Origin of the sequence: Micromonospora sp. Llam0 (assembly GCF_003751085.1) — a bacterium.
In the GTDB taxonomy this organism is placed as follows: domain Bacteria; phylum Actinomycetota; class Actinomycetes; order Mycobacteriales; family Micromonosporaceae; genus Micromonospora_E.
In genome coordinates, this window is the sequence record NZ_RJJY01000002.1 from 1,868,979 (window position 1) to 1,892,709 (window position 23,731).

Consider the following 23,731-nt stretch of genomic DNA (forward strand, 5'->3'; position numbering starts at 1 on the left):
TGCCCGGACCGACCTATGACACCCCTCACCTCCAATGCGAATATGGACCGGACGGCACCGCAGCCGCTGCCTCCGCCTCTACCGCGGCGGGCACGACTCGATGACGTCCCTCCCGGACCGGGTCCAGCCAGAACCCGGCCCGTGCCGCGCGGCAACCCTGACCCGGGCCAGGCGCGGTGAGAGGACCTGTACCGGCAGCAGCCGGCAGCAGGACGAGCTGCGCGGTCGGGACACCCCCGCTGCCACGCACGAACGATGGGAGAGACGGATGGCGAAAGGCGAGCGCGGGACAGCGACCCGCGCCAGACCGGCCACGGCTCGACGGCGCGTCACCAAGAACGCCGCCGATCCGGAGTTGGTGCAACTGCTGACTCCGGACGGCGAACGGATCGACCGGGTGACCGGCCCCGACGGCACGCAGTACACGGTCGACTTCACCGACGCCGAGTACCGTGCCCTCTACCGGGACCTCGTCGTGGTGCGGAAACTCGACGCCGAGGCGACCGCCCTGCAGCGCCAGGGTGAGCTGGGCATCTGGGCGAGCCTGCTCGGTCAGGAGGCCGCACAGGTCGGTTCCGGGCGGGCGCTGCGCGAGCAGGACATGGCCTTCCCCACCTACCGCGAACACGGCGTTCTCTACTGCCGCGGCATCGACCCGATCATGCCGCTGGGGCTGTTCCGCGGCGTCGACCAGGGTGGCTGGGACCCGAACGAGTTCAAGTTCAACATGTACACGATCGTGATCGGTGCCCAGACGCTGCACGCCACCGGCTACGCCATGGGCATCACCATGGACGGCAAGGTCGGCGGCGACGACGGCGAGGCGGTCATCGCGTACTTCGGCGACGGAGCGTCGGCGCAGGGCGACGTCAACGAAGCCTTCGTCTGGTCCAGTGTCTTCAACGCGCCGATCGTCTTCTTCTGTCAGAACAACCAGTACGCCATCTCCGAACCCCTCGAACGGCAGACCAGGATCCCGCTCTACCAGCGGTCGTCCGGCTTCGGCTTCCCGGGCGTACGGGTGGACGGCAACGACGTGCTGGCCAGCTACGCGGTGACCCGGACCGCGCTGGACAACGCCCGGCACGGGCAGGGCCCGACGCTGATCGAGGCGTACACGTACCGGATGGGGGCGCACACCACCTCCGACGACCCGACCCGGTACCGGATCGCCAGCGAGGTGGAGGCGTGGCAGGCCAAGGACCCGATCGCCCGGGTCCGCGCCTTCCTGGAGAAGCAGCAGATCGCCGATGCCGACTTCTTCGCCGAGGTCGACGCACAGGCCAAGCGGGACGCGGTGCACCTGCGGGAGCGGGTGCTGAGCATGCCCGACCCGCAGCCCGGCGCGCTCTTCGATCACGTGTACGCGCACGGCTCACCGCTGCTCGACACCGAGCGGGCCCAGTTCGAGCGGTACCTGGCGTCGTTCGAGGAAGGGTCGCACTGATGGCTGAGACACTCACTCTCGGCAAGGCGCTCAACGCCGGGCTGCGCAGGGCACTCGACAGCGACAGCAAGGTCGTCCTGATGGGCGAGGACGTCGGCAAGCTCGGCGGCGTCTTCCGGATCACCGATGGGCTGCAGAAGGACTTCGGCGAGGACCGGGTGATCGACACCCCGCTGGCCGAGTCCGGGATCATCGGCACCGCCGTCGGTCTGGCCATCCGTGGCTTCCGTCCGATCTGCGAGATCCAGTTCGACGGCTTCGTCTACCCGGCGTACGACCAGATCGTGTCCCAGGTGGCCAAGATGCACTACCGGTCGCAGGGCAAGGTGAAGCTGCCGATCGTGATCCGGATCCCGTTCGGCGGCGGTATCGGCGCGGTGGAGCACCACTCCGAGTCGCCGGAAGCGTACTTCTCGCACACCGCTGGGCTGAAGGTCGTCGCCTGCTCCAACCCGCAGGACGCCTACACGATGATCCAGCAGGCGGTGCTCTCCGACGACCCGATCATCTTCCTGGAGCCGAAGCGGCGGTACTGGGAGAAGGCGCCGGTCGAGCTGGAGGCGCCACCGGGTACGGCGTACCCGCTGCATGCCGCCCGCACCGTGCGGCCCGGCAGCGACGCGACGGTCCTCGCGTACGGGCCGATGGTGCGCACCGCTCTGGACGCGGCGACCGCCGCCGCCGAGGAGGGCCGCGAACTCGAGGTGATCGATTTGCGGTCGCTGTCCCCGCTGGACCTGGCCGGCACGTACGAGTCGGTCCGGCGGACCGGACGTTGCGTGGTGGTGCACGAGGCGCCGACGAATCTCGGTCTCGGTGCCGAGATCGCCGCCCGGATCACCGAGGAGTGCTTCTACTCCCTGGAGGCGCCGGTACTGCGGGTGGGCGGCTTCAACACGCCGTACCCGGCTGCCCGCCTGGAGGAGGAGTACCTGCCGGACCTGGACCGGGTACTCGACGCCGTCGACCGCGCGTTCGGTTGGTGAGCGCCGATGTCTCGGATCAAACAGTTCGACCTGCCCGATCTCGGCGAAGGCCTCACCGAGGGAGAAATCCTCAAGTGGCTCGTCCAGGTCGGCGACGTCATCGAGCTGAACCAGCCGATCGTCGAGGTGGAGACCGCGAAGGCCGCGGTGGAGATCCCCGCCAAATGGGGTGGGCAGGTGCAGGCCATCTTCCATCCGGAAGGCGCCACGGTCGAGGTCGGCACGGCGATCATCGCGATCGACACCGAGCCGGCCGCACCCGGCGCTGAACCGACCGGGCCGGCGCCGGCGCCGGCGCCGGCCCGACCCGAAGCGCCGCAGCCGGAGATCCCGCCGCCCGGTGGGGCGATCGAGCCAGGCATGATCGGCGGGCCGGCCCCCGGTGGTCGGACCGCCGTGCTGGTCGGCTACGGCCCGCGGACCACGGCGGCCAAGCGCCGGCCGCGCCGCACCACGGGCGAACTGGCCCAGCCCGCCGAACCGGTGCCGGCCGGACCTGGTCCGGCCGAGCCGGTGGCGAAAGCGCTGGCCAAGCCGCCGGTGCGCAAACTCGCCCGGGACCTCGGTGTCGACCTGGCCGGGCTGCCCGGCAGCGGTCCGCTCGGCTCGGTGACCCGGGACGACGTGCTCCGGGCCAGCGAGCAGGCCGGGTCGGCGCAGGCCGGGTCGGTCGCACCGCTGTCCGGCTCCGACCGCGAACAGCGGATCCCGGTCAAAGGGGTACGCAGGTTGACTGCGGAGAACATGGTCGCGTCGGCGTTCACCGCGCCGCACGTCACCGAGTTCCTCACCGTCGACCTGACCAGATCGGTGAAGGCACTGGACCGAATCCGGAGCCAGCCCGGCTGGCAGGGGATCAAGGTCTCGCCGTTGCTGATGGTGGCTCGGGCGATGCTGCTGGCGGCACGCCGGCACCCGTTGGTGAACTCCACCTGGGCCGGCGACGAGATCGTGGTCAAGGAGTACGTGAATCTCGGCATCGCGGCGGCGACCGAGCGGGGCCTGATCGTGCCGAACATCAAGGACGCTGGGCGGCTGACCACTCGGGAACTCGCCGAGGCGATGGCCGACCTGGTTCGGACCGCGAAGGCGGGGCGGACCGCGCCGGCCGACATGGCCGGCGGCACGATGACCGTGACCAACGTCGGGGTGTTCGGAGTGGACAGTGGCACTCCGATCCTCCCGCCGGGCGAGGCGGCGGTCCTCGCGATCGGCACGATCCGCAAGGCACCCTGGGTACACAAGGAGAAGGTTCGGATACGCCAGGTAGCGACCCTGGCGCTGTCGTTCGACCATCGGATCATCGACGGCGAACTCGGCTCCGCCTTCCTGCGCGACGTCGGAGCGTTCCTGACCGACCCGGAGGCGGCGCTGCTCGCCTGGACCTGATCAACCGACACTCGACGCGACTACGAACGGCGTCGCCACCGTCACTGGTGGCGACGCCGTTCCTCGTATGGTCCTAATTATCCTCGGGCCAAACCCGGGTAGATCATGGATTCTTAGGCAAGTGGCGACTCTCACCTAAGAATCATTGGCAACCGAGAGCTTGGCGCGCTTCACTTGAGTTGACCGCCGAAGCGGTCGACAGAAGATCCACAGGAGAGAGCACCATGTCCATGATCGATCGCATCCGCCGCCACCGGGAAGCCAGCCGACGGACCCGGGCACTGGAGCGGGCGCTGCGCTCCACCGACTCGGCCGCCGTACGCGACGAGATCCGCGCCATCGCACAGCGCTACCACAGCTGAACGGACCGCCGTCACGGTCCGCTGTCCCGCGACACCTCCGCCACTTCGACGGCACCAGGATTCCTCCGTTGCGGGATCGCCCGGTACGGTGGGCTCGGTCGCCGTCAGGTCGATCCGGCGCGCTGGAGACCAGAACCGGTCGGCAGCCGCCGGACGGCCAGCCGGCACACCCAGGCTGGTAGTGCAGACAGCCAGCCGGGCCCGCCTGGCCACGGTGGCAGCAGAGCCACCGCAGGTCGGGTGAGCCCGCCCGGCCGGTCCACCGGTGTCCCTGGTCGACCGACCAGCCAGGTCGGCGGCACCGGCGCGGCTGACATGTCATGGAGGAGGCGCACATGACGTCCGAGGGCACGCAGCATCCCGGCCAGGAGCCGGAGGAGGCGGGTGTCGGCGGACCCGCGCCATACGGCAGCAGCCAGCCGCAACGCGGCGCGGCACCCGATCCCGGCGACCCAGGTGCCGGACACCAGTCCGAGCAGTGGGCACCGGCCGGTGGCGGTTGGCGGACCGGATTCGGCGACCATCCGGGCGGCGCTGGCTACCCGGCGCCGCCGCCCTACCCCGCCCCACCCGGCATTCCGGCACCCGGCATTCCGCCGGCCGAGCCCTGGTCGCCCCAGCAAGCCTGGCGGACCGACCCGGAGCGGCCCGTGACGCCGGCTCCCGCGCCGCCACCCCCCGCCGTGCCGCCGGCTGCCGCAGGGTTCGGCGAACTGCCACAGCGTCAGCCGGAGCCGCAACAGCAACCCGAGCCGTTCCGCCGACCGGATGCGCAACAGCAACCCGAGCCGCCGGAACCACCGCGATTCGCTCCGGGGCCGCCGTCGGAGTCGCCACGGCCCGGCGGGGCGCTACCGTTCTCACCGTCCGGCCCGACGCCACTGCCGCCCCAGGAGACCCGGGTGCCCGGTGCGTCACTGGCGGCCGCCCTCGGCGGCGCCCCGATGCCGCCCGATCCGCTGCAGGCTCCGCACGTTCCGCCGCAGCAGGCCCCGCACGTACAGCAGCAGGCTCCGCCCGTACCGCCGCAGCAGGCTCCGCCCGTACCGCAACAACGTGGTCCGTACCCTGACCCGGCACTTGCCGACGCCCGCCCGGGCTTTCCCGGGTCCGGGCAACCAGGCGGCGAAGCCGGCGGCCCGGAGCCAGCCGCCGGACCGCCGGTACCGGCTGGTCCTGGGGTCGAGCAGCACCGTCCGGCGGCCGCGACAGCCGGCAGCACCGGCCGAGCGGTGACCGCCACCGCGGCCGTGCCCAGCACCAGCCGAGTCGCCCCGCCGACGGACCCGTCGGCGCTGCCCACCGGTCGGGCGCCGGCCCAACCCCGCGTCTACGGCCGGCCGGCCGGTGGTGCCGCACCAGCCGCCGAGCAGCACCCCGAACAGTTCGGCCAGCGGCCCCAGCAGCCCGGCCAGAACGGCGTTCCGTTCGCACCACCCGGCTCGCCGGTCCCCATGCCGGAGCACAATCCCGGGCTGCCTCCGCTGACACCGCGCCGTCCCGGCCAGGTCGCACCGCCGTTCGGTGCCCGACCGACGCCGGACGGGGCACCGGACGGCCCCGGTCCCGACGCTGCTGCGCTCGCGCTGCCACACCTGAGCACCGGGGCGCACATCCAGCCCAGCTCACCGCCGGAGCCGGTGCACGGATACCGACCGGCCGGTGCGCCGCCGTACGGTGATCTCGTCGACTCCGGCAACGCCGGGGCGGGTCACTGGAACCGTCCCGACACGGCTGGCCGGCAGCACCCGCCCGGCCCCGGCCAGCAAGGAGCGGCACCGGCCGCCGACGGCGCACCGCCGGCCGGCCAGTGGGAGCCGTCCGATCCGGAACAGAACCGGTTCGACGCGTTCCGGCCGGATGCGGCAGAACCGGCCGCTGAGGAGGCCAAAGCGGAGCCGGCCCCCCAGGTCCGCAACGGACGGGTACTCGTCGCGGTCTTCGTCGCAGCCGTGCTGCTGGTGGGAATCCCGATGTCACTGGTCTGGCTCATCACCCGGCCCGGGGAGCAGCCGTTCAATCCGGCCGTCGGCGACTGTGTGAAGCAGTCGGGCAACACCGCCGCACCGGCCAACTGCGCCGAGCCGGGCGTGTACCAGGTCATCGCCAAGGTCGATCAGCTCGAGCAGTGCGACGACCCGACCGCCCCGCACATCGAGATCCCGGCGGACTCGGGCCGGGCCCAGGTCCTCTGCCTGCAGGCGGCCGCGACCGAACCGGACCCGCAGAGCAGTGCCGACGCCGGCGAGGAAGCCACCGAGTGACCGCACCCCGCGTCCGGGCACCCGAACTGAACGGTCGACAGTGGCTGAACACCGACGGCCGTGAACTCGGCCTACGGGATCTGCGTGGGCGGATCGTCCTGTTGGACTTCTGGACCTTCTGCTGCGTCAACTGTCTGCACGTGCTCGACGAACTGCGACCGCTGGAGGGGAAGTACGCCGACGTCCTGGTGGTGATCGGGGTGCACTCGCCGAAGTTCGCCCACGAACGGAATCCGGCGGCGGTGGCGGCCGCAGTGGAGCGGTACGGGGTGAGCCACCCGGTGCTCGACGACCCGGAGCTGGACATGTGGCAGCAGTACGCCGCACGGGCCTGGCCGACCCTGGTACTGGTCGACCCGGAGGGCTACGTCGTCGCCACCATGGCCGGCGAAGGACACGCCGACGGTCTGGCCAGGGAGATCGACCAGCTGATCCGAACGCACGAGGCGAAGGGCACGCTGCGCCGGGGCGACGGCCCGTACCTGCCGCCGACGCCGGCCGACACCACCCTGCGCTTCCCCGGCAAGGCGGTGGCGTTCGACGACGGCGCTCTGCTGGTCTCCGACTCGGCCCGGCATCAGCTGGTGGAGCTCGAACCGGACGGTGAGACCGTCCGTCGTCGGATCGGCACCGGCGAGCGCGGCCGTGCCGACGGATCCGCCCGGTCCGCGACGTTCAGCGAACCGCAGGGGCTGCTCCGGCTACCGGCCGACGTCGCCGCCGTGGCCGGGTACGACATCGTGGTCGCGGACACCGTCAACCATCTGCTGCGTGGCCTGCGGTACGCCACCGGGGAGGTACACACGGTTGCCGGCTCCGGCCGCCAGTGGCGCTCGACGGTGGACTACCACCCGCACGACGCCCGCGCCGTCGACCTCTCCTCGCCCTGGGACCTGGCCTGGTACGACGGCAAGGTGATCGTCGCCATGGCCGGCATCCACCAGCTCTGGTGGTTCGACCCGGTGACCCGCACCGCCGGCATGTACGCCGGCACCACCGTGGAGTCGCTGCGCGACGGCCCGATCCCGGACGTCTGGCTGGCTCAGCCGTCCGGCCTCGCCACCAGCGTCGACGGCCACCAGCTGTGGATCGCCGACAGCGAGACCAGTGCGCTGCGCCGGCTCGCCGACGGTGAGCTGCGTACCGTCGTCGGGCAGGGCCTGTTCGACTTCGGCCAGGTCGACGGGGCGGCGACCGACGCGCTGCTGCAGCACCCGCTCGGTGTGTGCGCACTCGCGGACGGCTCGGTGCTGGTGGCGGACACCTACAACGGCGCGGTCCGCCGCTACGACCCGGCCACCGACCGGGTGTCCACGGTGACCGACGGTCTGGCGGAGCCGAGTGACGTACTGGTGACCGCGGACGGCACCGTGTGGGTGGTGGAGTCGGCGGCGCACCGGCTCACCCGGCTGGCCCCGGGTGCCCTGTCGGCGGCCGGCGCCACGGTCGTCGGTGCCCGGCGCCGCACCGAGCGTCCGCCGACGCTGATCGCACCGGGTGAACTGTCGCTCGAGGTGGTGTTCACTCCGGCGCCCGGCCAGAAGCTGGATGCCAGTTTCGGCCCGGCGACCCGGCTGGAGGTCTCGGCCGACCCACCGGAACTGCTGCTCGACGGGGCAGGCAGCGACACCGGGCTGACCCGGCGGCTGGTCGTCGACCCGACGGTGGCCGCCGGCGTGTTGCAGGTGGTCGCCCAGGCGGCGACCTGCGACGCGGACACCGAGCACGCCGCCTGCCACCTGACCCGGCAGGACTGGGGAGTGCCGGTACGGATCGACCCGGCCGGGGCTGGTCGGTTGCCGCTGATCCTGCGCGGAGTCGACGCACACTGACCGCTGACCGTTACCGCTGCCGGCTGGCCGGCAGTCAGACGAAGGCGGCGAGGCGCTGACCGTCCGCGCGCAGTGCGGCGCGAATCCGTCCGGCCAACTCGACCGCGCCGGGAGTGTCACCGTGCAGGCAGATCGACTCGACCGGACAGGCAACGGTGCTGCCGTCGGTGGCGGCGACACTGTGCTGCCGGGCCAGGGACACCGCCTGCCCGACGACCCTGTCCGGGTCGCCGAGCAGCGCGCCCGGGTCCGATCGGGGTACCAGCCGACCGTCGGGCAGGTAGCCACGGTCGGCGAAACCCTCGGCGACGGCCCGCAGCCCGGCACCGGCGGCGAGCTGTCCGAGGACCGAGCCCGGCAGGCAGAGGACCGGCAGCGCGGGGTCGTAGTCGACCACCGCGGCGACGACGGCGGCGGCCTGCGCCTCATCCACGCAGGCCGTGTTGTACAGCGCGCCGTGCGGCTTGACGTAGCGGACCCGGGTCCCGGCCACCCGACAGAAGCCGTCCAGCGCGGCGATCTGGTAGAGCACGTCGTCGCGCAACTCGTCAAAGCGGTAGTCGATCCGCCGCCGCCCGAAGCCGGCCAGGTCGCGGTAGCCGACCTGGGCTCCGACGGCGACGGCCCGCTCGGCGGCGGCCGTGCAGATACGGCGCATCGTCACCGGGTCGCCGGCGTGGAAACCGCAGGCGACGTTCGCGGAGGTCACCACGTCCAGCAACGCCTCGTCGTCGCCGAGACGCCAGACGCCGAAGCCCTCACCGAGGTCCGCGTTGAGATCCATGGAACCGCACAGTAGTACCGGGCCGCGCCTGGGCCAGCGGGGTGACGTCGTCGACGACACCGACCACCGGGTATCCGCCGGTGGTCGGATGGTCGGCGAGGAAGACCAGTGGCTGTCCGTCGGCGGGCACCTGGACCGCGCCGAGCACCAACCCTTCACTGGGTAGTTCGTCGCGCACGGTCCGTGTCAACGGAGCGCCGGTCAGTCGGACACCGATCCGGTTGCTCAGCGGGCTGACCTCGTACCCGGTGGTGAGCAGCCGCTGGACCGCCTCCTCGGTGAACCAGTCCGCCCGTGGCCCGAGCCGGACGGTGAGCCGGACCGGGACGGCCGGCGCGGACCAGGGCACCGCGTCGGCTGTGGCTCGGACCAATGCCGCTGGCGGCGGTGCGGTGCCGACCGGCAGTACGTCGCCGTCGCGTACGGTCGGCGGTCCGATGCCGGCGAGCGTGTCGGTGGACCGGCTACCGAGCACCGCCGGTACGGCGATCCCGCCGGCGACCGCGAGATAGCTGCGGACGCCGTACCGGGCCGGGCCGACCTCGACCACGGCATCCGGCGGCACCGGCGTCGAGGTGAGGAAGCCACCGGACCGGCCGGCGATCCGGACCGTTGCCGGCGCCCCGGCGAGTGCGACCCAGCCGCCGGTACGCAACCGCAGCGTGCAGCCGGTCAGGGTGATCTCCAGGCCGGCGGCGTCGGGCGGGTTGCCGACCAGCCGGTTGGCCAGCGCCAACGCCGGCTGGTCGAGCGCACCGGCCCGGGGTACGCCCAGGTGCGCCCAGCCGTACCGGCCGCGGTCCTGCACGGTGGTGAGCGCGCCGGCCCGGATCACCTCGATCATCGGTCCGTCCCGGTCCCGGCCGGTGCCTGCGGTATGGCCGGCCCGGTTGCGGTCAGCCGGACCCTGGTGCCGGGGGCCAGCGTCGCGGGCGGCTCCCGGTCCAGGTCGAACAGCACCAGGTGGGTACGCCCGACCAACTGCCAGCCGCCGGGCGACGCGGTCGGGTAGATGCCGGCGTATTCACCGGCCAGGGCCACCGAGCCGGCCGGGACGGCGGGGCGGGGCGTGGCCCGGCGGGACACGCTCCACCGCCTGGGCAGGCCGGTCAGGTATCCGAAGCCGGGCGCGAAGCCGCAGAACGCCACGGTGAACTCGATCCGGGTCAGCCGGTCCACGACGTCGGCCACGGCGATGCCCCACTGCCCGGCGACGTCGGCCAGGTCTGGGCCGTCGAACCGGACCGGTACGGTGATCCGCCGTCCGGTGTCGGCGACCGCCTCGGCCGCCGCCGGTCGCCAGCCGGCGAGTTGGCTGGCGGTCAGCGCGGGGTCCGGCAGGCCGTCGAGCAGGATGGTCCGGGCTCCGGGGACGATCTCGGCCGCCCGCAGTTCGCCGCGTTCGCGGCGCCGGCTCAGCTCGGCGCGCCAAGCGTCGACAGGGCCGGGTTCGCCGTCCCCGGGTGGCACGGCGCCAGCCGGTGCCGCCCATTCGAGCAGTAGCGCGTGCCGGCCGACCGGGTAGATCCGCATGGGTCCATTGTCGGCCGCCGGGCGTCAGGTGGACGTGAGGCGGACGTGAGGTGATTCACTACCAGCGGGTAACCTACGGTGCCGTAGCCTTGTCTGGTGACCACCGAAGCGCCCCTTCGCCTCAAGCCGGTCGACATCGGCAAACCCCGGATGCGCGGCTGGCTGCACACGTACGCATTCTTCGTGGCCCTGGTCAGCGGCATCGTGCTCTGCGCGCTGGCCGCCACCCGACCCGGCTGGACCGCGCTGGTCAGCTGCGTCGTCTACAGCCTGACCGTGTGTGGCCTGTTCGGCACCAGCGCGCTCTATCACCGCCGGGTCTGGTCGGAACGGGCGTACCAGATCATGCGCCGCCTAGATCATTCGATGATCTTCATCTTCATCGCCGGCACCTACACACCGTTCTGCCTGCTCCTGCTACCCGGGCGCAGCGCCGTGACCCTGCTGACCGTGGTCTGGGTCGGCGCGCTGGCCGGGGTGGCGATGAAGCTGATCTGGCCGCATCTGCCGCGCTGGGCCGGCGCCCCGCTCTACATCGCCCTCGGCTGGGTCGCGGTGGTGGTACTACCCGACATCCTGCACCGCGGTGGGGTCACCGCGCTGGTACTGCTGACCGTCGGCGGCGCGGTCTACAGCGTGGGGGCGATCTTCTATGCGCTGCGCCGCCCCAACCCGTGGCCCACCGTCTTCGGCCACCACGAGTTCTTCCACGCCTGCACCCTCGTCGCCGCGCTGTGCCATCACATCGCGATCTACTTCGCGCTCTACGCCTGACCCGCCACCACCCCGACGGGGACCGCCCGGTTCGGGATCGTCGGCGATCCTGTTCCGTCGGGGGGTGGCGGTCTGTTCGAGGTCCGGATCACCGCCGCACCGGGCCGCCCGGGCCACGCACCTCCCGGTACTGCTCCTCCACGACCCGGTCCGACTCGACCGGGGCAGCCGGCGCCGGCTCGTCCTGCGCGGTCCGGGACACCACCGTACGGCGGCGGCTCTGCCAGAACCACAACGTCAGGGCCAGCCCGAACACGCCAGCCACCATCAACACCCAGCCGACCGTGGTCAGATCGAGAAAGCCCAGTTCGGCCTCGACCGCGAAGGCCAGGATGGCGCCCAGGGCGATGAGGAAGATGCTTCCGCCGATGCCCACTTCGTACCTCCTTGGCTGTTGCCGGCACCGTCGTGCCGGCCGGATGCCGCTTGTGAGGTAGCGGCGGGCACGGATGTACCCAGGCGCTTGTGAACTCAATCAGGCAAGCTGAACCGATGACCCGACGCAGCATCGTGCTGCTCCGGCACGCGAAGGCGGAGCAGCCCGAACAGATGGCAGACGAGCAACGCGGGCTCACCCCGCGCGGACACTCGGACGCGGCGCACGCCGGGCAGTGGCTGGCCGAACACCAGCTCTGGCCGCAGCTGGTGCTCTGCTCGCCGGCCCGGCGTACCCGGCAGACCTGGCAGCAGGTATCGGCGGCGGGTCCGCCGGCACCCGCCCGCTTCGAACCCCGGTTGTACGGTGGGACCGCTGTCGACCTGCTCGGCCTGGTGCGGCAGTTGGACGACTCGGTGTCCCGGGTGCTGATCGTCGGGCACAACCCGACGGTTTCCTACGCCTCGGCGCTGCTCGACCCGGTCGGTGCCAGCGACAGCGGACTGCGGACCTGTGGGATCGCCGTTCACGAGTTCACCGGCGAGTGGACGGCGTGTGGGCCGCAGGCGGCACCTGCGACCCACACGTACACCGCCCGGGCGGCCCGAACCAGCTGACCGCGCAGCGCGGTCAGTTGGGCGGCTGCGGCGGTTCGGCCGGCGGCGGCACCATCTGCGCCGGATGGGCCAGTTTGTTCTCCTCGACGATGACCGTCCGGGCCCGGCGGCGACGATCGTTCCAGAACCAGAGCACGGTGAGCAGGATCGCCAACCCGGCCAGGATCAGCACCCAGCCCACGGCCCGCACGTCCAGCCACCAGACGTCGGCCCGGACGGCGTACGCCAGGATGGCGCCGATTGCGATGAGGAAGATTCCACTGCCGATACCCATGCGTGCACTCCTTGTGCGGTTGCTACAAGTTGTGCGGTCGCCTGCTGATCTACCCGCCGGGGAGGGCCCGAAACGGTGGCGGCGGAACCTCCGGTCAGCTACTCAGAAGGCGTCCTCGGGTAGGTCCATCAGGTCGAGTCCGGTTCCGGCGATGATCCGACGGTCGGCACCGATCCGGGGCAGCACCTCGCTGGCGAAGAACCGGGCGGCGGCCACCTTGCCCTGGTAGAAGCTCTGGTCGGCGTCGGATACCCCGTCGCCGCCCAACGCGGTCAGGGCGACCTCGGCCTGCCGCTGCAACAGCCAGGCGATCACCACGTCGCCGAGCGCGAGCAGCAGTCGCCGGCTGCTCAGACCGACCTTGTACAGCGAGCGCGGCTCGCCGCTCTGCACCTCACCGAGCCAGCCGGTCATCACGCCGAGGATGTTCTGCACCTCGCCGAGCGCCCGGCCGAGCGCGGCGCGCTCCTCCTTGAGCTGGCCGTTGCCGCCTTCAGCGGCGATGAAGGCCTGGATCTCGCCGGCGATCGCCATCAGCGACTGGCCGTTGTCCCGAACGATCTTGCGGAAGAACAGGTCGAGGCTCTGGATCGCGGTGGTTCCCTCGTACAGGGTGTCGATCTTCGAGTCCCGGACGTACTGCTCCAGCGGGTAGTCCTGCAGGTAGCCGGAGCCGCCGAAGGTCTGCAGCGACTCGTGGCCGAGCAGCTCGTACGCCCGTTCCGAGCCGCACCCCTTGACCAGGGGCAGCAGCAGGTCGTTGACCCGCTTGGCGAGCTGCACGGTCTCCTCGTCGCCGGCCGCCCGGGCGATGTTGATCTTGTCCTGCCAGCTGGCCGTGTAGCAGACCAACGCGCGCAGGCCCTCGGCGTACGACTTCTGCAGCATCAGCGACCGACGCACGTCGGGGTGGTGGGTGATGGTCACCCGCGGTGCCGACTTGTCGGTCATCTGCAGCAGATCGGCGCCCTGGACCCGGTTCTTCGCGTACTCGAGGGCGTTGAGGTAGCCGGTGGAGAGGGTGGCGATCGCCTTCGCGCCGACCAGCATCCGGGCGTACTCGATGATCAGGAACATCTGCCGGATTCCGTCGTGCACGTCGCCGAGCAGCCAGCCCTTGGCCGGCACGCCGTGCTCACCGAAGGTGAGCTCGCAGGTGGTGGAGACCTTCAGCCCCATCTTGTGCTCGACGTTGGTGGCGAAGACGCCGTTGCGCTCGCCCAGCTCACCGGTTGCCCCGTCGAAGTGGTACTTGGGCACGACGAACAGCGACAGGCCCTTGGTGCCCGGACCGCCGGCGCCCTCGACGCCGACCGGACGGGCCAGCACGTAGTGGATGATGTTCTCGCTGAGGTCGTGCTCGCCGCTGGTGATGAAGCGTTTGACGCCCTCGATGTGGTACGTGCCGTCCGACTGCGGGATCGCCCGGGTGCGCCCGGCGCCGACGTCGGAGCCGGCGTCCGGCTCGGTCAGCACCATCGTCGACGCCCAGTGCCGCTCGACGAAGAGCTTGGCCCACTCCTTCTGCTCCGGAGTGCCCTCGACGTAGAGGGTGTGCGCGAAGGACGGCCCGGAGGCGTACATCCAGACCGGCGCGTTGGAGCCGAGCACCAGGTCGGCCAGCGACCACCACAACGCCCGTGGCGCGTTGGTGCCGCCGAGCTCCTCCGGCAGGTCCAGCCGCCAGAACTCGGCCGACATGAAGGCCTCGAACGAGCGGTGGAACTCGGGTGGCAAGGTCACCGAGTGGGTAGCCGGGTCGAAGACCGGCGGGTTGCGGTCACCCGGCACGAAGCTGGGCGCGAGCTCCTCGCGGGCCAGCCGCTCGACCTCGCCGAGGATGCTCCGGGCGGTGTCGACGTCCAGGTCGGCGTAGGGCGCCTGGCCGAAGGTGCGGTCGGCGCCGAAAACCTCGAACAGGTTGAACTCGAGGTCCCGAAGGTTGCTCTTGTAGTGGGTCATCGCGTGGTGGCCCCGCTTCCGGACAGCTGTTACTGGTCAGTAACCACCACTATATTACTCCCGGGTAGCCAGCGACAAGCACGTTGTCTGGCAAACCGAGGACAGCAACCGGGCGACTGACGGCCCACCAGCCGTCACCTGTCCGGAATACGGTCGTTTTGCCCGGTGCAAGAGGCAAAAATTGGGCAAAACCCAAGAAGCGCCGCAGTTGCCATCAGGAGGCACAGATGTCCGTCACCCGCCTGCTCAACGCACTGGTCGAACCGATCGCCAGCCGTCGCTACGTCGGCCGGCACCGGGCCCTCGGCGGCACCAGCTTCCTGTTCGCGATCGCCCAGCCGATCTGATCCGCCCGGGACCTCGGTCAGCCGCCGGGCGCGCCGACCTCCCAACTCGGCACGGACGGGGCGGGCACCGCCCCGGAGCCCGAGTACTCCATCAGGACCAGGGCGATGTCGTCGTCGAGCCGCCCGTACACCCACTCGACCAACGCCGTCTCCAGCGACGCCAGGCCGTCGCCGACGGTGCCGTGACCCAGCAGCCGCCAGGCCCGGTCCGCGGTGGGGAAGAAGGCACCGTCCCGACGTGCCTCGCCCAGCCCGTCGGTGAACAGCAGCAACCGGTCACCCGGCTCGAGACGTTCGACCCGGGGACGTACCACCGGCATGAAACCGAGCGGCGGCGCCGGAGCCGGCGGTTCCAGCGGGATCACTTCGCCCCGGCGCAGCAGCAGCGGAGCCGGATGCCCGCAGTTCACGATGGTCAGCGTTCCACCACGCTCCTCGACCAGGGCGGCGGTGACGAAATCCTCGTCGCCCACGCTGCGCGCCACCGCCCGGTCCAGGTCCGCCACGATGGCCCGTAGGTCGGCCCGCTCATAGGCGACGTGCCGGTACGAACCCAGGACGATGCTGGCCAACCGGACCGCGTCCAGGCCTTTGCCCCGAACGTCTCCGATGATCATGCGTACGCCGTACGGCGTGTCGAGCGCCTCGTACAGGTCACCGCCGATGTCGGCAGCGGCGGTGGCGGAGATGTAGCGTCCGGCCACGGCGAGCGTGCCGACCTGCGGTCCGAGCGGACGCAGCACCGCCTGCTGGGCCACCGACGCCAGCCGCGAAAGCTCGGCGATCTGCTGTGCCTGCCGTTCCCGGATGACCGCGACCGCCGCCGCCAGCCCGGTGGCCAGCGCGATACCGACCACGTTCACCGCGGTCGCCAGCGAGAGCATCTGACCGGTCAACGCGAAGATGCCGCCGACCAGGGTGGCCAGCACCCCGGTGGAGAGCACCACCCGCCATGTCGCGAAGGCCGCCGCGAGGAACGGGGCAGCGGCGACCAGACCGACGTAGTTGACACCGGACCCGTCCGCGATCTCCACCACGGAGACGAGCGCGAGCAGCACGAGGGCCGCGCCGAGGCCGACGCGGGAACCAGCGCTGAGTGGGCGGCGACCGCCCATCGGGATGATGTGCATGGGTACGCGAAACAGCATGACTCATCGGTGGCGGTGGCCCAACGGAGTTGGCCTGTCGTCTGATCCGGAAATGGCCACCCGGAGTATTGGACAACCTTGGCACCCTGGCTATCCCCCGGGCGGGCGGCGAGCGGTTGCTCAACCTGTGGGCAAACCTGGAAATGGCACATCCCACCGCTGACCAGCAGCTCGACACTGAGTGGCAGCTCAGGAATGCGGTCAGTCGCCGAGAATCTCGTAGCGGACCTGCAGGTGACCCAGGTCAAGAGCCGCAATCTTCGCGAAAGCGGCACGGGCCAGGTCGAGGCACCGTCCGTCGACGAACGGACCACGATCGTTGATCCGGACCACCACGCTGGCACCGGTCTGCGGGTTGGTCACCCGCACCTGGGTGCCGAACGGCAGGGTGCGGTGCGCGGCGGTCATCCCCGACGGGTCGAACGGCTCGCCGTTCGCGGTGACGTGTCCGCTGGCGTAGTACGACGCACCGCAGGTGCCGCTCTCCACCACCTGGCCACCGGCCTGGGCCTGGCCAGCAGCCTGGTCCTCGTCCTGGTCCTCGCTCTGGGTCGGGGGCGGCTCTGGCGTCGGGGACGGTTTCGGCGTGGAGGCGGCCCGGTCGGCCCCACGTGCCGCCCGGGTCGACGCGGTCGAGCGGTCCGCACCGGACGCCGCCGCAGACGGCGTGGTCGTAGGCGGCGCGGCCGTAGGCGGCGCGGCCGTGGACGCCGCTGGCGGTGTTGTCGACGTACCGGCGGTCAGTTCGAACGCCATAGCCGTTCCGCCCGCCAGCACACCGACCAGCAGGAACACCGCCAACCATGGCGCCAGCCGCAGGCGGTACGGACGCGGGTTGCGATGGCGCGCGGCCATGATGTCTCCTGACGAGCTGACAACATAATTTAGCCGCCGCACCGTAGCCGGAGCAGGCCGTGCCGTGTCAAGTGTGCCCGGCAGATTCACCAGCGAGGAATCCCGGCATACTCGGCCGGTGACCGACCCCGCAGCCGCTCACCCGCACCGGTCCCGCGCGACCACAGCCGGCGACGTGCCGCGCCCGGCCGCAACCGGCGACGTGCCGCACCCGCTTGAACTCCGGCGGCTGCTGATCGACACCTTCGTCTGGCACGATCCCGGCCCGACCAGCAGCCATCTGGTGAGCGACCTGTCCGGGTGGTGGCGACACCCCCGGGTCCTCGCCGGGATCGGCCCGGCTCTCGCCGAGCTGGCCAGCGCCGATCTGGCCGACGCGGACCAGCCGAGCACGGTAATGACGCCGCAGGTCACCGGGCTGCTTGTCGGCCCGCTGGTGGCGACTGCGCTCGGCGTCGGCGTCGTACCCGCGTACAAGGAGGATCCGCAGCGGACAATCGCCGACGCGACCACCTGGACCACGACGGCACCCGACTACCGGGGCCGCACACTGCGGCTCGGTGTCCGTGACCGGCACCTCGGCCCAGGCGACCGGGTCCTGCTGGTCGACGACTGGGTCACCAGCGGTGCGCAGCTGCGGGCCATGGCGCAGCTCGCCGCAGCTCGCGGGGCGGTCGTCGTCGGCAGCGCCGTGATCGTCGCCGACTGTCCACCCGCCGTCGTCGACGAACTCCGGATCCGCAGCCTGATCCACAGCAAGGACCTGTGAACCGCCGGGACGGCGGTCGGACCCTCGTCGGGCAGCGCGCGGCTACGGGGTCGCCTCGTGTCCCGGTCGGCCGACCGTACGCCGGGCCTGCTTCATCTCCGCCTCGTGGATGTGCCGACGGCCGCCCGCCAGCGCGTCACGGGCCGCCCGCTCGACCGCCTGGAAGGTCGCGTAGTAGCCGTCGTCGAACTCCTCGACGATCTGAAACGTCCAGCGGCCCGGCAGGACGTTGCGACCGATCAGCTCCGTCTCGACCCGGTCCGCCATGTCCTGGTGACCGGCTCCGCGCAGCAGCTGGACGACCCGGTCCAGGGTCGCGTCCGCGCCGCCGATCAGCTGGTGCATCGAGTAAAGGTGGCCCCGGGCCCGGTGCACCGTCTCCAGTGCCTTGCTCAACTCGCCGAGCGCCGCGACCGTAGCATCGTCCATCCCGGCAGGGCGGGAGTGAACGGCGTCCGTTGAGCGCGGGTCCGACGATTCCGGCATGGGACATTCGTACCAGAGACCGGCGCGCCACAACGTTGGGTCAACGATCAACAACCCATAGTAGAGTCAAAGCGATGCGCCGGCCCCCGCAGACCATCTCGGTGGTCACCCCTGTCCATCCCGCGAGCATCCCGTACCTCGCTGACGCGTACGCCTCACTACGCGACCAGCGACTACCCGCCGGCTGGCAGTGGCGTTGGCTGGTCCAGGAGGACGGCCAGACCGGCACGGTCGCCGCCGCCCTACCCGACGACCCCCGGATCAGTACGGGGACCAACCGGCCGGGTGGACCCGGCGTCACCCGAACCATGGCGCTGTCCCGGGCGGAAGGCTCGCTGGTGAAGGTGCTCGACGCCGACGACCGGCTCACCCCTGACGCGTTGGCCCGCGACATCGCGGTCCTCACCGCCGACCCGACGGTCGGCTGGACCACCGCGGCGGCGCTCGATCTGCTGAGCGACCACAGCACGGTACGGATGGCCACCGATCCACCGGGCGGCCGGTTGCCCGCCGGTACGGTCCACCGGTCCTGGCAGGAGGACGCCTACCGACTGCCGGTGCACCCGGCGACGCTGTGCATCCGTACGGATCTGCTGCTGGCTCTGGGCGGCTGGCTGGCGCTGCCCGCCTCCGAGGACACCGGGCTGCTCCTCGCCGCGAGCACGGTCTGCGACGGTCACTTCATCGACGAGCCGGGGTTGCTCTACCGGAAGTGGCCCGGGCAGATGACCAACCAGCAGGCACACTGGTCGCCGACGGAACGGGCCGACCGGATCCAGGTGATCGAGAGCCGGGTCGCCGCGCTGGCTCGGCTGGGCATCGGCCCGACGTCGTCCACACCGCAAGGTCGGTGACGATGCGCGCCAGTCCTTGCACGAAGTGCGACCTCATCGGGCCAGGGTCGCCTGTTCGGCTTGATGCCAGAGGTGAATCAGGATGCACCTGCGGCATCACGTGTGCGGAGGCATCTTGGGTCCCCGGTCGGGCAGCTCGGGCAGCCAGCCGACAGACCAAGGACGGTACGGCGCTCACGTCGCAGCTGGAGAGCGAGCTGGTCGCAGAAGCCGAGCGCGGGTACGACCCCGAACACATGATCAGCGTCCGGGTTGACGACCGAACCTAGGAATTGACCAAAAGGTGGCAGAGCTGATCAACCGCAGCCCGGGACCGACGTCCTGAGCGGGTCTTCCGCAGGTGGAGCGGGTGACGGGAATCGAACCCGCACTGTCAGCTTGGGAAGCTGATGTTCTGCCATTGAACTACACCCGCGAGCGGCCCTACTCTACCCGGTCCGCCCGGCCGCTGCACAACAGGCCCGGCCGCCGGCCGGGCACAGCATGGGGTACGGCTCGACACCCGTCGACCGAACGTCGACGGGTAGGGCGTCAACGGTTCGACCGGTGCCGCGCGGCGGGTCAGCAGGCGACCGGGGTCGGCACCGGGTGGGAGACACTGCCGCTGGTCGGGTCGAGCCAGACCTGGACGGCTGGTTGCCGGGGCGCCGCCGCGTAGTGGCCGGTGCTGCCACCGCGTTGCGCCACCATCGCCACGTCGACGGTGAACTCGAACAGTCGCCAGTCGACGTGCGGCACGGCCCCGAGATCGCTGGCGAGCCGACCCACCTTGGTCGGATCGGTGACCGGATGCGCCCGACCCGCCAGGTACGCCTCGTCGTCGCTCTCCTCCGGCGGGAACGAGTGCAGCGCGTACCGACCGTCCCGCTCCAGGTCACGCCGCTTCGGTGAGTCGATGATGAAGCAGAACAGCCCGCTGTCGGTGATCACCGGGGAGACCGGGTGCACCCGGGGACCGCCGTCGGCTCGGACGGTGGCGAGGTAGCCGAGGCCGGGACCGTACTGCTGCATGAGGAGTCGGATCGCCGTGGCCAGGCGGGGCTCGTCGGCTGCGAACTCGGACCAGGTTGCCATGCGATCATTCTATCGAACATGTGTACGAAGAGATAGTGGGATCGCCCGGCCACGCCGATCCGCGTACATTCCGGCCAGGACACCGGCCGCGCGGTCGCACCGGCCGCGCGGTCGCTATCGTGTGACGATGCTTCTCTCCGACCGGGACATCGTCGCGGAGACCAAGACCGGCGGACTCTCCCTCGAGCCGTTCGAACCCTCGCTCGTCCAGCCGTCGAGCATCGATGTCCGGCTCGACCGATACTTCCGGGTCTTCAACAACCACCTGTACACCCACATCGACCCGGCCATCCGGCAGGACGATCTGACGTCCCAGGTCGAGGTGCCCAGCGGCGACCCGTTCGTGCTGCACCCCGGTGAGTTCGTCCTCGCCTCCACGCTCGAGGTCGTCTCGCTCGGCGACGGCCTGGCCGCCCGGCTGGAGGGCAAGTCGAGCCTGGGTCGGCTGGGCCTGCTGACCCACTCCACCGCCGGCTTCATCGACCCCGGCTTCTCCGGCCACGTGACGTTGGAGTTGTCCAACGTGGCGAACCTGCCGATCAAGCTGTGGCCCGGGATGAGGATCGGTCAGTTGTGCATCTTCCGGCTCTCGTCGACGTCCGAGCATCCGTACGGGTCGGCGGTCTACGGATCCCGGTACCAGGGGCAGCGTGGCCCCACTCCGAGCCGGTCCTGGCAGCGGTGGCGCACCTGGCCGACCAGCTGAACCAGCCCACCAAACTGAACCGGCTGGGCTGTTGGCGAGCCGGCGCAACGGCGGCGGGGGAGGCGAAAGGCGCCCTCCCAAGCCGGGGGGAGACATGGGAGGGCGCCTTTCCGGTGGCCGGTGCTGCCGCTTGACGGGGGGATCAGCGGCATGCGCCAGGCCATGGGGAGGAGTGAGGTCTAACCGGGCCTGCCGTAACTGTGCACACTCGAACCGATTTTGCGCATCTGCACCGGTTCGCCCGCCTGGGAGGCGTGCACGATCCAGCCGTTGCCCACGTACATGCCGACGTGGGAAAGCCCGCTGTAGTAGAAGATGAGGTCGCCGGGGCGCAGCTCGTCCCGGCTGACGTTGGCGGTCACCTGACGCTGCCGGGCCGCGTTGTGCGGCAGCGAGACGCCGGCCTGCGCCCAGGCGGCCAAGGTGAGACCCGAACAGTCGTAGCTGCCTGGTCCCGCTGAACCCCATACGTACGGCTTGCCGATCTGCGCACAGGCAAAGGTGACCGCCTTGCCGGCCGCACCGCCAGGGTACGTCGCCGGGCAGGGCGCGGGACGCAGCGAGCCGAGGGTGTTGGTCGAGCCGTACGCCTCCAGTCGCAGGTCCTGCAACCGGTCGACCTCGGCGTCGATCTCCTTGGCCTTCGCCGCCAGCTGAGCCTCGGTGCCGGTCAGCTCGACGATCAAATCGTCGAGCGGGGCCTTCTTCGCGGCGTACTCGTTCTTGAGGTCGACGACGGCCTGGACGTCGCGGGCCTGCCGCCGGGCGAACTGGTCCAGCAGCTCGAGCTGGTCGGCGAGGTGGGTCGGCTTGCCGTTGGTCAGGATCGCGTTGAAGACCGACGGACTACCACCCTTGTACGACCGGGCGGCGAACTCGCTGACCCGGTCCATCGCCAGGTCGATCTGGATCTGCAGCGGCTTGATCTTCTTCTGCAGCTCGTCCGCCTGCTTCTTCTTGGCGGCGAGGTCCTGCCGTACGGCGTTGTGCCGTTCGATCGTCGGTTCGAGCTCGGCCCAGACCTCGTCGATCTGCGACTCGATCTCGGCGACGGTCGGCTGCGCCTGTGCCGGCGCTCCGACCAGCAGCAGACCGACGCCGGTGGTGGCGGCGATCAACGCGGTGAGTATTCGTCGAGGGTCGTGCGGCGTTTTTCGCCGATGGTCGCGGCTGGACCACCGGAGGTATCGCCGAGGGGCGCTCGTAGCCACCGGACTCCTTCTCCCCAGACCGCCTACCGGGTTAGCTGACGGGTTCGGGCGGAAAGGAGACGCCCTACCGCAGTGGCCTGCGGATTCACCCCGGGAGTGCCGTGGGTCCCCGGCTCGCCGCCAAGGCGGCGATTAGGCGGTGTCAGGCCGAGGTCAACCCGGTTGGTTGACGTCCTCCCGACTCGACGATCCCCAAGGGTAGAGAGCGGCGTTCTCGCTACGCAAGCGAGAACACGGAATATCTCATTGAGTACGCAGACGATTGCGTATCGTGCATAGGCTGCTGTCGTTCAAGCGTTCGAATCTTGCTGGGCGGACCGGCCCGTTCATACCGGTCCGCCCGTACGTTCGGCCGACCAACACGCGTCACTCAGACTGCCTCGGCGAGCGGGCTGACCTGCTGCGATCAGCCGACCCGCTTGAATCCGGCAAGCGGCATGTTGTCGATGTTCTCCATCTGCACGGGTTGACCCGCACGCGGTGCGTGCACCATCAGGCCATTACCGATGTAGATTCCCACGTGATGTAGATCACTGAAGAAGAATACGAGATCCCCTGGTTTGGCGTTGGCGCGACTGACCGAACTGCCCTGATTCCACTGAGTTCCGGTGTAATGCGTGAGACTGACACCGGCACTTGCCCAGGCGTACTGGGTCAGACCGGAACAGTCGAAGGCGTTCGGCCCGGTGGCACCCCAGACGTAGGGCTTGCCGAGCTGCGCGCACGCGGTGCGGACCGCAGTTCCGGCGGCACCGCCGACCGACACCGCCGGACACGGGCCGGAGGCACCGGATCCGCCGGTGTAGCCGGTGGACTGGTACGCGGCGTTCCGCGCCCGTTCCAGCCGCTTGATCTCGGCGTCGATGGTCTTGCGCTGCTCGGCGAGCGTCTTGTCCTGTGCCTGCTGCTTCGTGATCAACTCGTCCAGCGCCTGCCGTTCTTCGAGATAGCGGTCCCGGGTCTCCAGAACGGCGGTGATCTTTTCCTGTCGACGCTTGGAGATCCGGTCCAGGACCACGAGCTGATCCGCCAGGCTGGTCGGTGATCCGGTCCGGAGCAGGGCATTCAGCTCGCTCGACGGCCCGGTCCGGTAATAGCGGTTGGCTACCTCGCCGATCTCGTCCGCCGCCAGGTTGGCCTGCAGCGACAGGGGGCGGATCTTCTCATCGAGCGCGGCCGCCTTCTTCTCGTTGGCCTTGAGCTCGCTGTGCACCTTGTTGTACTGCTCGATTACCGGTTCCAGTTTGAGCCACTGGGCGTCCAACTCGGCTTCGATCTCAGCCAGCGTCGGCTCGGCGTGGGCCGGCCCAGCCGGGGAGACCAGTGCAGTTACGGTGAGCAGCAGTGCGATCGCGCTACGCTGCAAAAACCGCAAAGGCCGATGCTCTCCGCGTCGATATCGGGACCCACTGTGACGATGGTTGTGCGAATTGGCGAGCGCACGTGCCATTGGCAGCGACTCCTTCAATGGTTGATCGCTGGGGCCTCACGGGCGGGGGTACGGAGGCCGACATCCGCAGCGGTCGGTGCATCACCTTATTGGAAAGCGCGGTGTTCGTTCAAGACCGCCTGCCGTCTCTGCTTCATCGGAAGCAACCGCTCGTCGCCGCCCGCAGCCGCTGCTTCTCTCCCAGCTACCACTTCTCCTGCAGTCACCGGTTCTCCTGCAGTCACCGGGCTG

23 protein-coding genes, 1 tRNA gene and 1 riboswitch are annotated in these 23,731 nt (G+C 70.5%); of the genes, 11 read left to right on the plus strand and 13 right to left on the minus strand.

Annotated elements, in window-relative coordinates:
• Positions 1–268: 268 nt before the first annotated feature.
• The 6 genes from pdhA to EDC02_RS35750 all read left to right on the plus strand — a co-directional run bounded on the left by pdhA (position 269) and on the right by EDC02_RS35750 (position 8,280).
• Complete coding sequence (pdhA, locus tag EDC02_RS35720) at positions 269–1,447, plus strand: pyruvate dehydrogenase (acetyl-transferring) E1 component subunit alpha (protein ID WP_123606525.1); 1,179 nt, start codon at positions 269–271, stop codon at positions 1,445–1,447.
• Positions 1,444–2,433, plus strand: a complete 990-nt coding sequence (locus tag EDC02_RS35725) for an alpha-ketoacid dehydrogenase subunit beta (RefSeq protein ID WP_123607417.1) — start codon at positions 1,444–1,446, stop codon at positions 2,431–2,433. Before pdhA ends, EDC02_RS35725 begins: the two co-directional genes overlap by 4 nt.
• A gap of 6 nt (positions 2,434–2,439) precedes the next feature.
• On the plus strand, positions 2,440–3,822 hold the full coding sequence (locus EDC02_RS35730; RefSeq protein WP_123606526.1) for a dihydrolipoamide acetyltransferase family protein: 1,383 nt from the start codon (positions 2,440–2,442) through the stop codon (positions 3,820–3,822).
• A gap of 224 nt (positions 3,823–4,046) precedes the next feature.
• Positions 4,047–4,184, plus strand: coding sequence for a hypothetical protein (locus EDC02_RS41130; protein WP_199758042.1), 138 nt, complete (start codon positions 4,047–4,049; stop codon positions 4,182–4,184).
• Between the two features lie 335 nt (positions 4,185–4,519).
• Positions 4,520–6,448 carry a hypothetical protein gene (locus tag EDC02_RS39935; protein WP_148083770.1) on the plus strand — a complete coding sequence of 643 codons (1,929 nt, stop codon included), beginning with the start codon at positions 4,520–4,522 and terminating at the stop codon, positions 6,446–6,448.
• Positions 6,445–8,280 carry an NHL domain-containing thioredoxin family protein gene (locus tag EDC02_RS35750; protein WP_123606530.1) on the plus strand — a complete coding sequence of 612 codons (1,836 nt, stop codon included), beginning with the start codon at positions 6,445–6,447 and terminating at the stop codon, positions 8,278–8,280. Before EDC02_RS39935 ends, EDC02_RS35750 begins: the two co-directional genes overlap by 4 nt.
• Before the next feature lie 34 nt (positions 8,281–8,314).
• On the opposite strand, the gene EDC02_RS35755 is transcribed toward EDC02_RS35750, so the two are convergent.
• From EDC02_RS35755 to EDC02_RS35765, 3 genes are read right to left on the minus strand one after another with little or no spacing between them, the layout of a single operon-like run.
• On the minus strand, positions 8,315–9,064 hold the full coding sequence (locus tag EDC02_RS35755; protein WP_123606531.1) for a LamB/YcsF family protein: 750 nt from the start codon (positions 9,062–9,064) through the stop codon (positions 8,315–8,317).
• The gene (locus EDC02_RS35760; protein WP_123606532.1) at positions 9,039–9,908 is read right to left on the minus strand and encodes a biotin-dependent carboxyltransferase family protein; all 870 of its coding nucleotides are present in this window, start codon (positions 9,906–9,908) and stop codon (positions 9,039–9,041) included. Before EDC02_RS35760 ends, EDC02_RS35755 begins: the two co-directional genes overlap by 26 nt.
• Positions 9,905–10,597, minus strand: a complete 693-nt coding sequence (locus tag EDC02_RS35765) for an allophanate hydrolase subunit 1 (protein WP_123606533.1) — start codon at positions 10,595–10,597, stop codon at positions 9,905–9,907. Before EDC02_RS35765 ends, EDC02_RS35760 begins: the two co-directional genes overlap by 4 nt.
• Positions 10,598–10,693: 96 nt before the next feature.
• Between EDC02_RS35765 and EDC02_RS35770 the strand changes: the two genes are divergently transcribed.
• The gene (locus EDC02_RS35770) at positions 10,694–11,371 is read left to right on the plus strand and encodes a hemolysin III family protein (RefSeq protein WP_123606534.1); all 678 of its coding nucleotides are present in this window, start codon (positions 10,694–10,696) and stop codon (positions 11,369–11,371) included.
• A gap of 88 nt (positions 11,372–11,459) precedes the next feature.
• Here the strand turns inward: EDC02_RS35770 and EDC02_RS35775 are convergent, their stop codons facing one another.
• Complete coding sequence (locus EDC02_RS35775) at positions 11,460–11,747, minus strand: DUF6458 family protein (RefSeq protein WP_123606535.1); 288 nt, start codon at positions 11,745–11,747, stop codon at positions 11,460–11,462.
• 116 nt (positions 11,748–11,863) lie between these two features.
• On the opposite strand from EDC02_RS35775, the gene EDC02_RS35780 reads away from it, so the two are divergent.
• Positions 11,864–12,364, plus strand: coding sequence for a histidine phosphatase family protein (locus tag EDC02_RS35780; RefSeq protein ID WP_123606536.1), 501 nt, complete (start codon positions 11,864–11,866; stop codon positions 12,362–12,364).
• A gap of 13 nt (positions 12,365–12,377) precedes the next feature.
• Here EDC02_RS35780 and EDC02_RS35785 read toward each other — a convergent pair whose 3' ends face one another.
• The 4 genes from EDC02_RS35785 to EDC02_RS35800 all read right to left on the minus strand — a co-directional run bounded on the left by EDC02_RS35785 (position 12,378) and on the right by EDC02_RS35800 (position 16,950).
• Positions 12,378–12,638 (minus strand): DUF6458 family protein, encoded by a 261-nt coding sequence (locus tag EDC02_RS35785; protein WP_123606537.1) that lies wholly within the window; start codon positions 12,636–12,638, stop codon positions 12,378–12,380.
• Between the two features lie 102 nt (positions 12,639–12,740).
• Positions 12,741–14,600 (minus strand): acyl-CoA dehydrogenase, encoded by a 1,860-nt coding sequence (locus tag EDC02_RS35790; protein WP_123606538.1) that lies wholly within the window; start codon positions 14,598–14,600, stop codon positions 12,741–12,743.
• A gap of 364 nt (positions 14,601–14,964) precedes the next feature.
• Complete coding sequence (locus EDC02_RS35795; protein WP_233606613.1) at positions 14,965–16,077, minus strand: PP2C family protein-serine/threonine phosphatase; 1,113 nt, start codon at positions 16,075–16,077, stop codon at positions 14,965–14,967.
• 219 nt (positions 16,078–16,296) lie between these two features.
• Positions 16,297–16,950, minus strand: a complete 654-nt coding sequence (locus EDC02_RS35800; RefSeq protein WP_123606540.1) for a septal ring lytic transglycosylase RlpA family protein — start codon at positions 16,948–16,950, stop codon at positions 16,297–16,299.
• A 202-nt stretch (positions 16,951–17,152) separates the two neighbouring features.
• Between EDC02_RS35800 and EDC02_RS35805 the strand changes: the two genes are divergently transcribed.
• On the plus strand, positions 17,153–17,719 hold the full coding sequence (locus EDC02_RS35805) for a phosphoribosyltransferase family protein (RefSeq protein WP_123607418.1): 567 nt from the start codon (positions 17,153–17,155) through the stop codon (positions 17,717–17,719).
• 42 nt (positions 17,720–17,761) lie between these two features.
• On the opposite strand, the gene EDC02_RS35810 is transcribed toward EDC02_RS35805, so the two are convergent.
• Positions 17,762–18,205, minus strand: a complete 444-nt coding sequence (locus tag EDC02_RS35810) for a hypothetical protein (protein WP_123606541.1) — start codon at positions 18,203–18,205, stop codon at positions 17,762–17,764.
• Between the two features lie 74 nt (positions 18,206–18,279).
• Here EDC02_RS35810 and EDC02_RS35815 point away from each other — a divergent pair, with 74 nt between their 5' ends.
• Entirely contained in the window at positions 18,280–19,059 is a 780-nt protein-coding gene (locus EDC02_RS35815; protein ID WP_123606542.1) for a glycosyltransferase, read from the plus strand.
• Positions 19,060–19,400: 341 nt separating this feature from the next.
• Here the strand turns inward: EDC02_RS35815 and EDC02_RS35820 are convergent.
• Positions 19,401–19,474 (minus strand) — tRNA-Gly (locus EDC02_RS35820).
• Positions 19,475–19,620: 146 nt separating this feature from the next.
• Positions 19,621–20,133, minus strand: a complete 513-nt coding sequence (locus EDC02_RS35825; RefSeq protein ID WP_123606543.1) for a pyridoxamine 5'-phosphate oxidase family protein — start codon at positions 20,131–20,133, stop codon at positions 19,621–19,623.
• A gap of 127 nt (positions 20,134–20,260) precedes the next feature.
• Here EDC02_RS35825 and dcd point away from each other — a divergent pair, with 127 nt between their 5' ends.
• Positions 20,261–20,839 carry a dCTP deaminase gene (dcd, locus tag EDC02_RS35830; protein ID WP_123607419.1) on the plus strand — a complete coding sequence of 193 codons (579 nt, stop codon included), beginning with the start codon at positions 20,261–20,263 and terminating at the stop codon, positions 20,837–20,839.
• A gap of 179 nt (positions 20,840–21,018) precedes the next feature.
• On the opposite strand, the gene EDC02_RS35835 is transcribed toward dcd, so the two are convergent.
• Together EDC02_RS35835 and EDC02_RS35840 are read right to left on the minus strand one after the other, a co-directional pair.
• Entirely contained in the window at positions 21,019–21,957 is a 939-nt protein-coding gene (locus tag EDC02_RS35835; RefSeq protein WP_233606614.1) for a C40 family peptidase, read from the minus strand.
• A gap of 98 nt (positions 21,958–22,055) precedes the next feature.
• A riboswitch (cyclic di-AMP (ydaO/yuaA leader) is annotated at positions 22,056–22,199 on the minus strand.
• 257 nt (positions 22,200–22,456) lie between these two features.
• Positions 22,457–23,500, minus strand: coding sequence for a C40 family peptidase (locus EDC02_RS35840; protein WP_123606545.1), 1,044 nt, complete (start codon positions 23,498–23,500; stop codon positions 22,457–22,459).
• Positions 23,501–23,731 lie beyond the last annotated feature (231 nt).

Bases quoted from the DNA above. Each gene is read 5' to 3' on its own strand.
- pdhA (WP_123606525.1), top strand. From the start codon at position 269: ATGGCGAAAGGCGAGCGCGGGACAGCGACCCGCGCCAGACCGGCCACG.
- EDC02_RS35730 (WP_123606526.1), top strand. From the start codon at position 2,440: ATGTCTCGGATCAAACAGTTCGACCTGCCCGATCTCGGCGAAGGCCTC.
- EDC02_RS41130 (WP_199758042.1), top strand. From the start codon at position 4,047: ATGTCCATGATCGATCGCATCCGCCGCCACCGGGAAGCCAGCCGACGG.
- EDC02_RS39935 (WP_148083770.1), top strand. From the start codon at position 4,520: ATGACGTCCGAGGGCACGCAGCATCCCGGCCAGGAGCCGGAGGAGGCG.
- EDC02_RS35755 (WP_123606531.1), bottom strand. From the start codon at position 9,064: ATGGATCTCAACGCGGACCTCGGTGAGGGCTTCGGCGTCTGGCGTCTC.
- EDC02_RS35760 (WP_123606532.1), bottom strand. From the start codon at position 9,908: ATGATCGAGGTGATCCGGGCCGGCGCGCTCACCACCGTGCAGGACCGC.
- EDC02_RS35765 (WP_123606533.1), bottom strand. From the start codon at position 10,597: ATGCGGATCTACCCGGTCGGCCGGCACGCGCTACTGCTCGAATGGGCG.
- EDC02_RS35780 (WP_123606536.1), top strand. From the start codon at position 11,864: ATGACCCGACGCAGCATCGTGCTGCTCCGGCACGCGAAGGCGGAGCAG.
- EDC02_RS35785 (WP_123606537.1), bottom strand. From the start codon at position 12,638: ATGGGTATCGGCAGTGGAATCTTCCTCATCGCAATCGGCGCCATCCTG.
- EDC02_RS35790 (WP_123606538.1), bottom strand. From the start codon at position 14,600: ATGACCCACTACAAGAGCAACCTTCGGGACCTCGAGTTCAACCTGTTC.
- EDC02_RS35795 (WP_233606613.1), bottom strand. From the start codon at position 16,077: ATGCACATCATCCCGATGGGCGGTCGCCGCCCACTCAGCGCTGGTTCC.
- EDC02_RS35800 (WP_123606540.1), bottom strand. From the start codon at position 16,950: ATGGCCGCGCGCCATCGCAACCCGCGTCCGTACCGCCTGCGGCTGGCG.
- EDC02_RS35810 (WP_123606541.1), bottom strand. From the start codon at position 18,205: ATGCCGGAATCGTCGGACCCGCGCTCAACGGACGCCGTTCACTCCCGC.
- EDC02_RS35815 (WP_123606542.1), top strand. From the start codon at position 18,280: ATGCGCCGGCCCCCGCAGACCATCTCGGTGGTCACCCCTGTCCATCCC.
- EDC02_RS35825 (WP_123606543.1), bottom strand. From the start codon at position 20,133: ATGGCAACCTGGTCCGAGTTCGCAGCCGACGAGCCCCGCCTGGCCACG.
- dcd (WP_123607419.1), top strand. From the start codon at position 20,261: ATGCTTCTCTCCGACCGGGACATCGTCGCGGAGACCAAGACCGGCGGA.
- EDC02_RS35840 (WP_123606545.1), bottom strand. From the start codon at position 23,500: ATGGCACGTGCGCTCGCCAATTCGCACAACCATCGTCACAGTGGGTCC.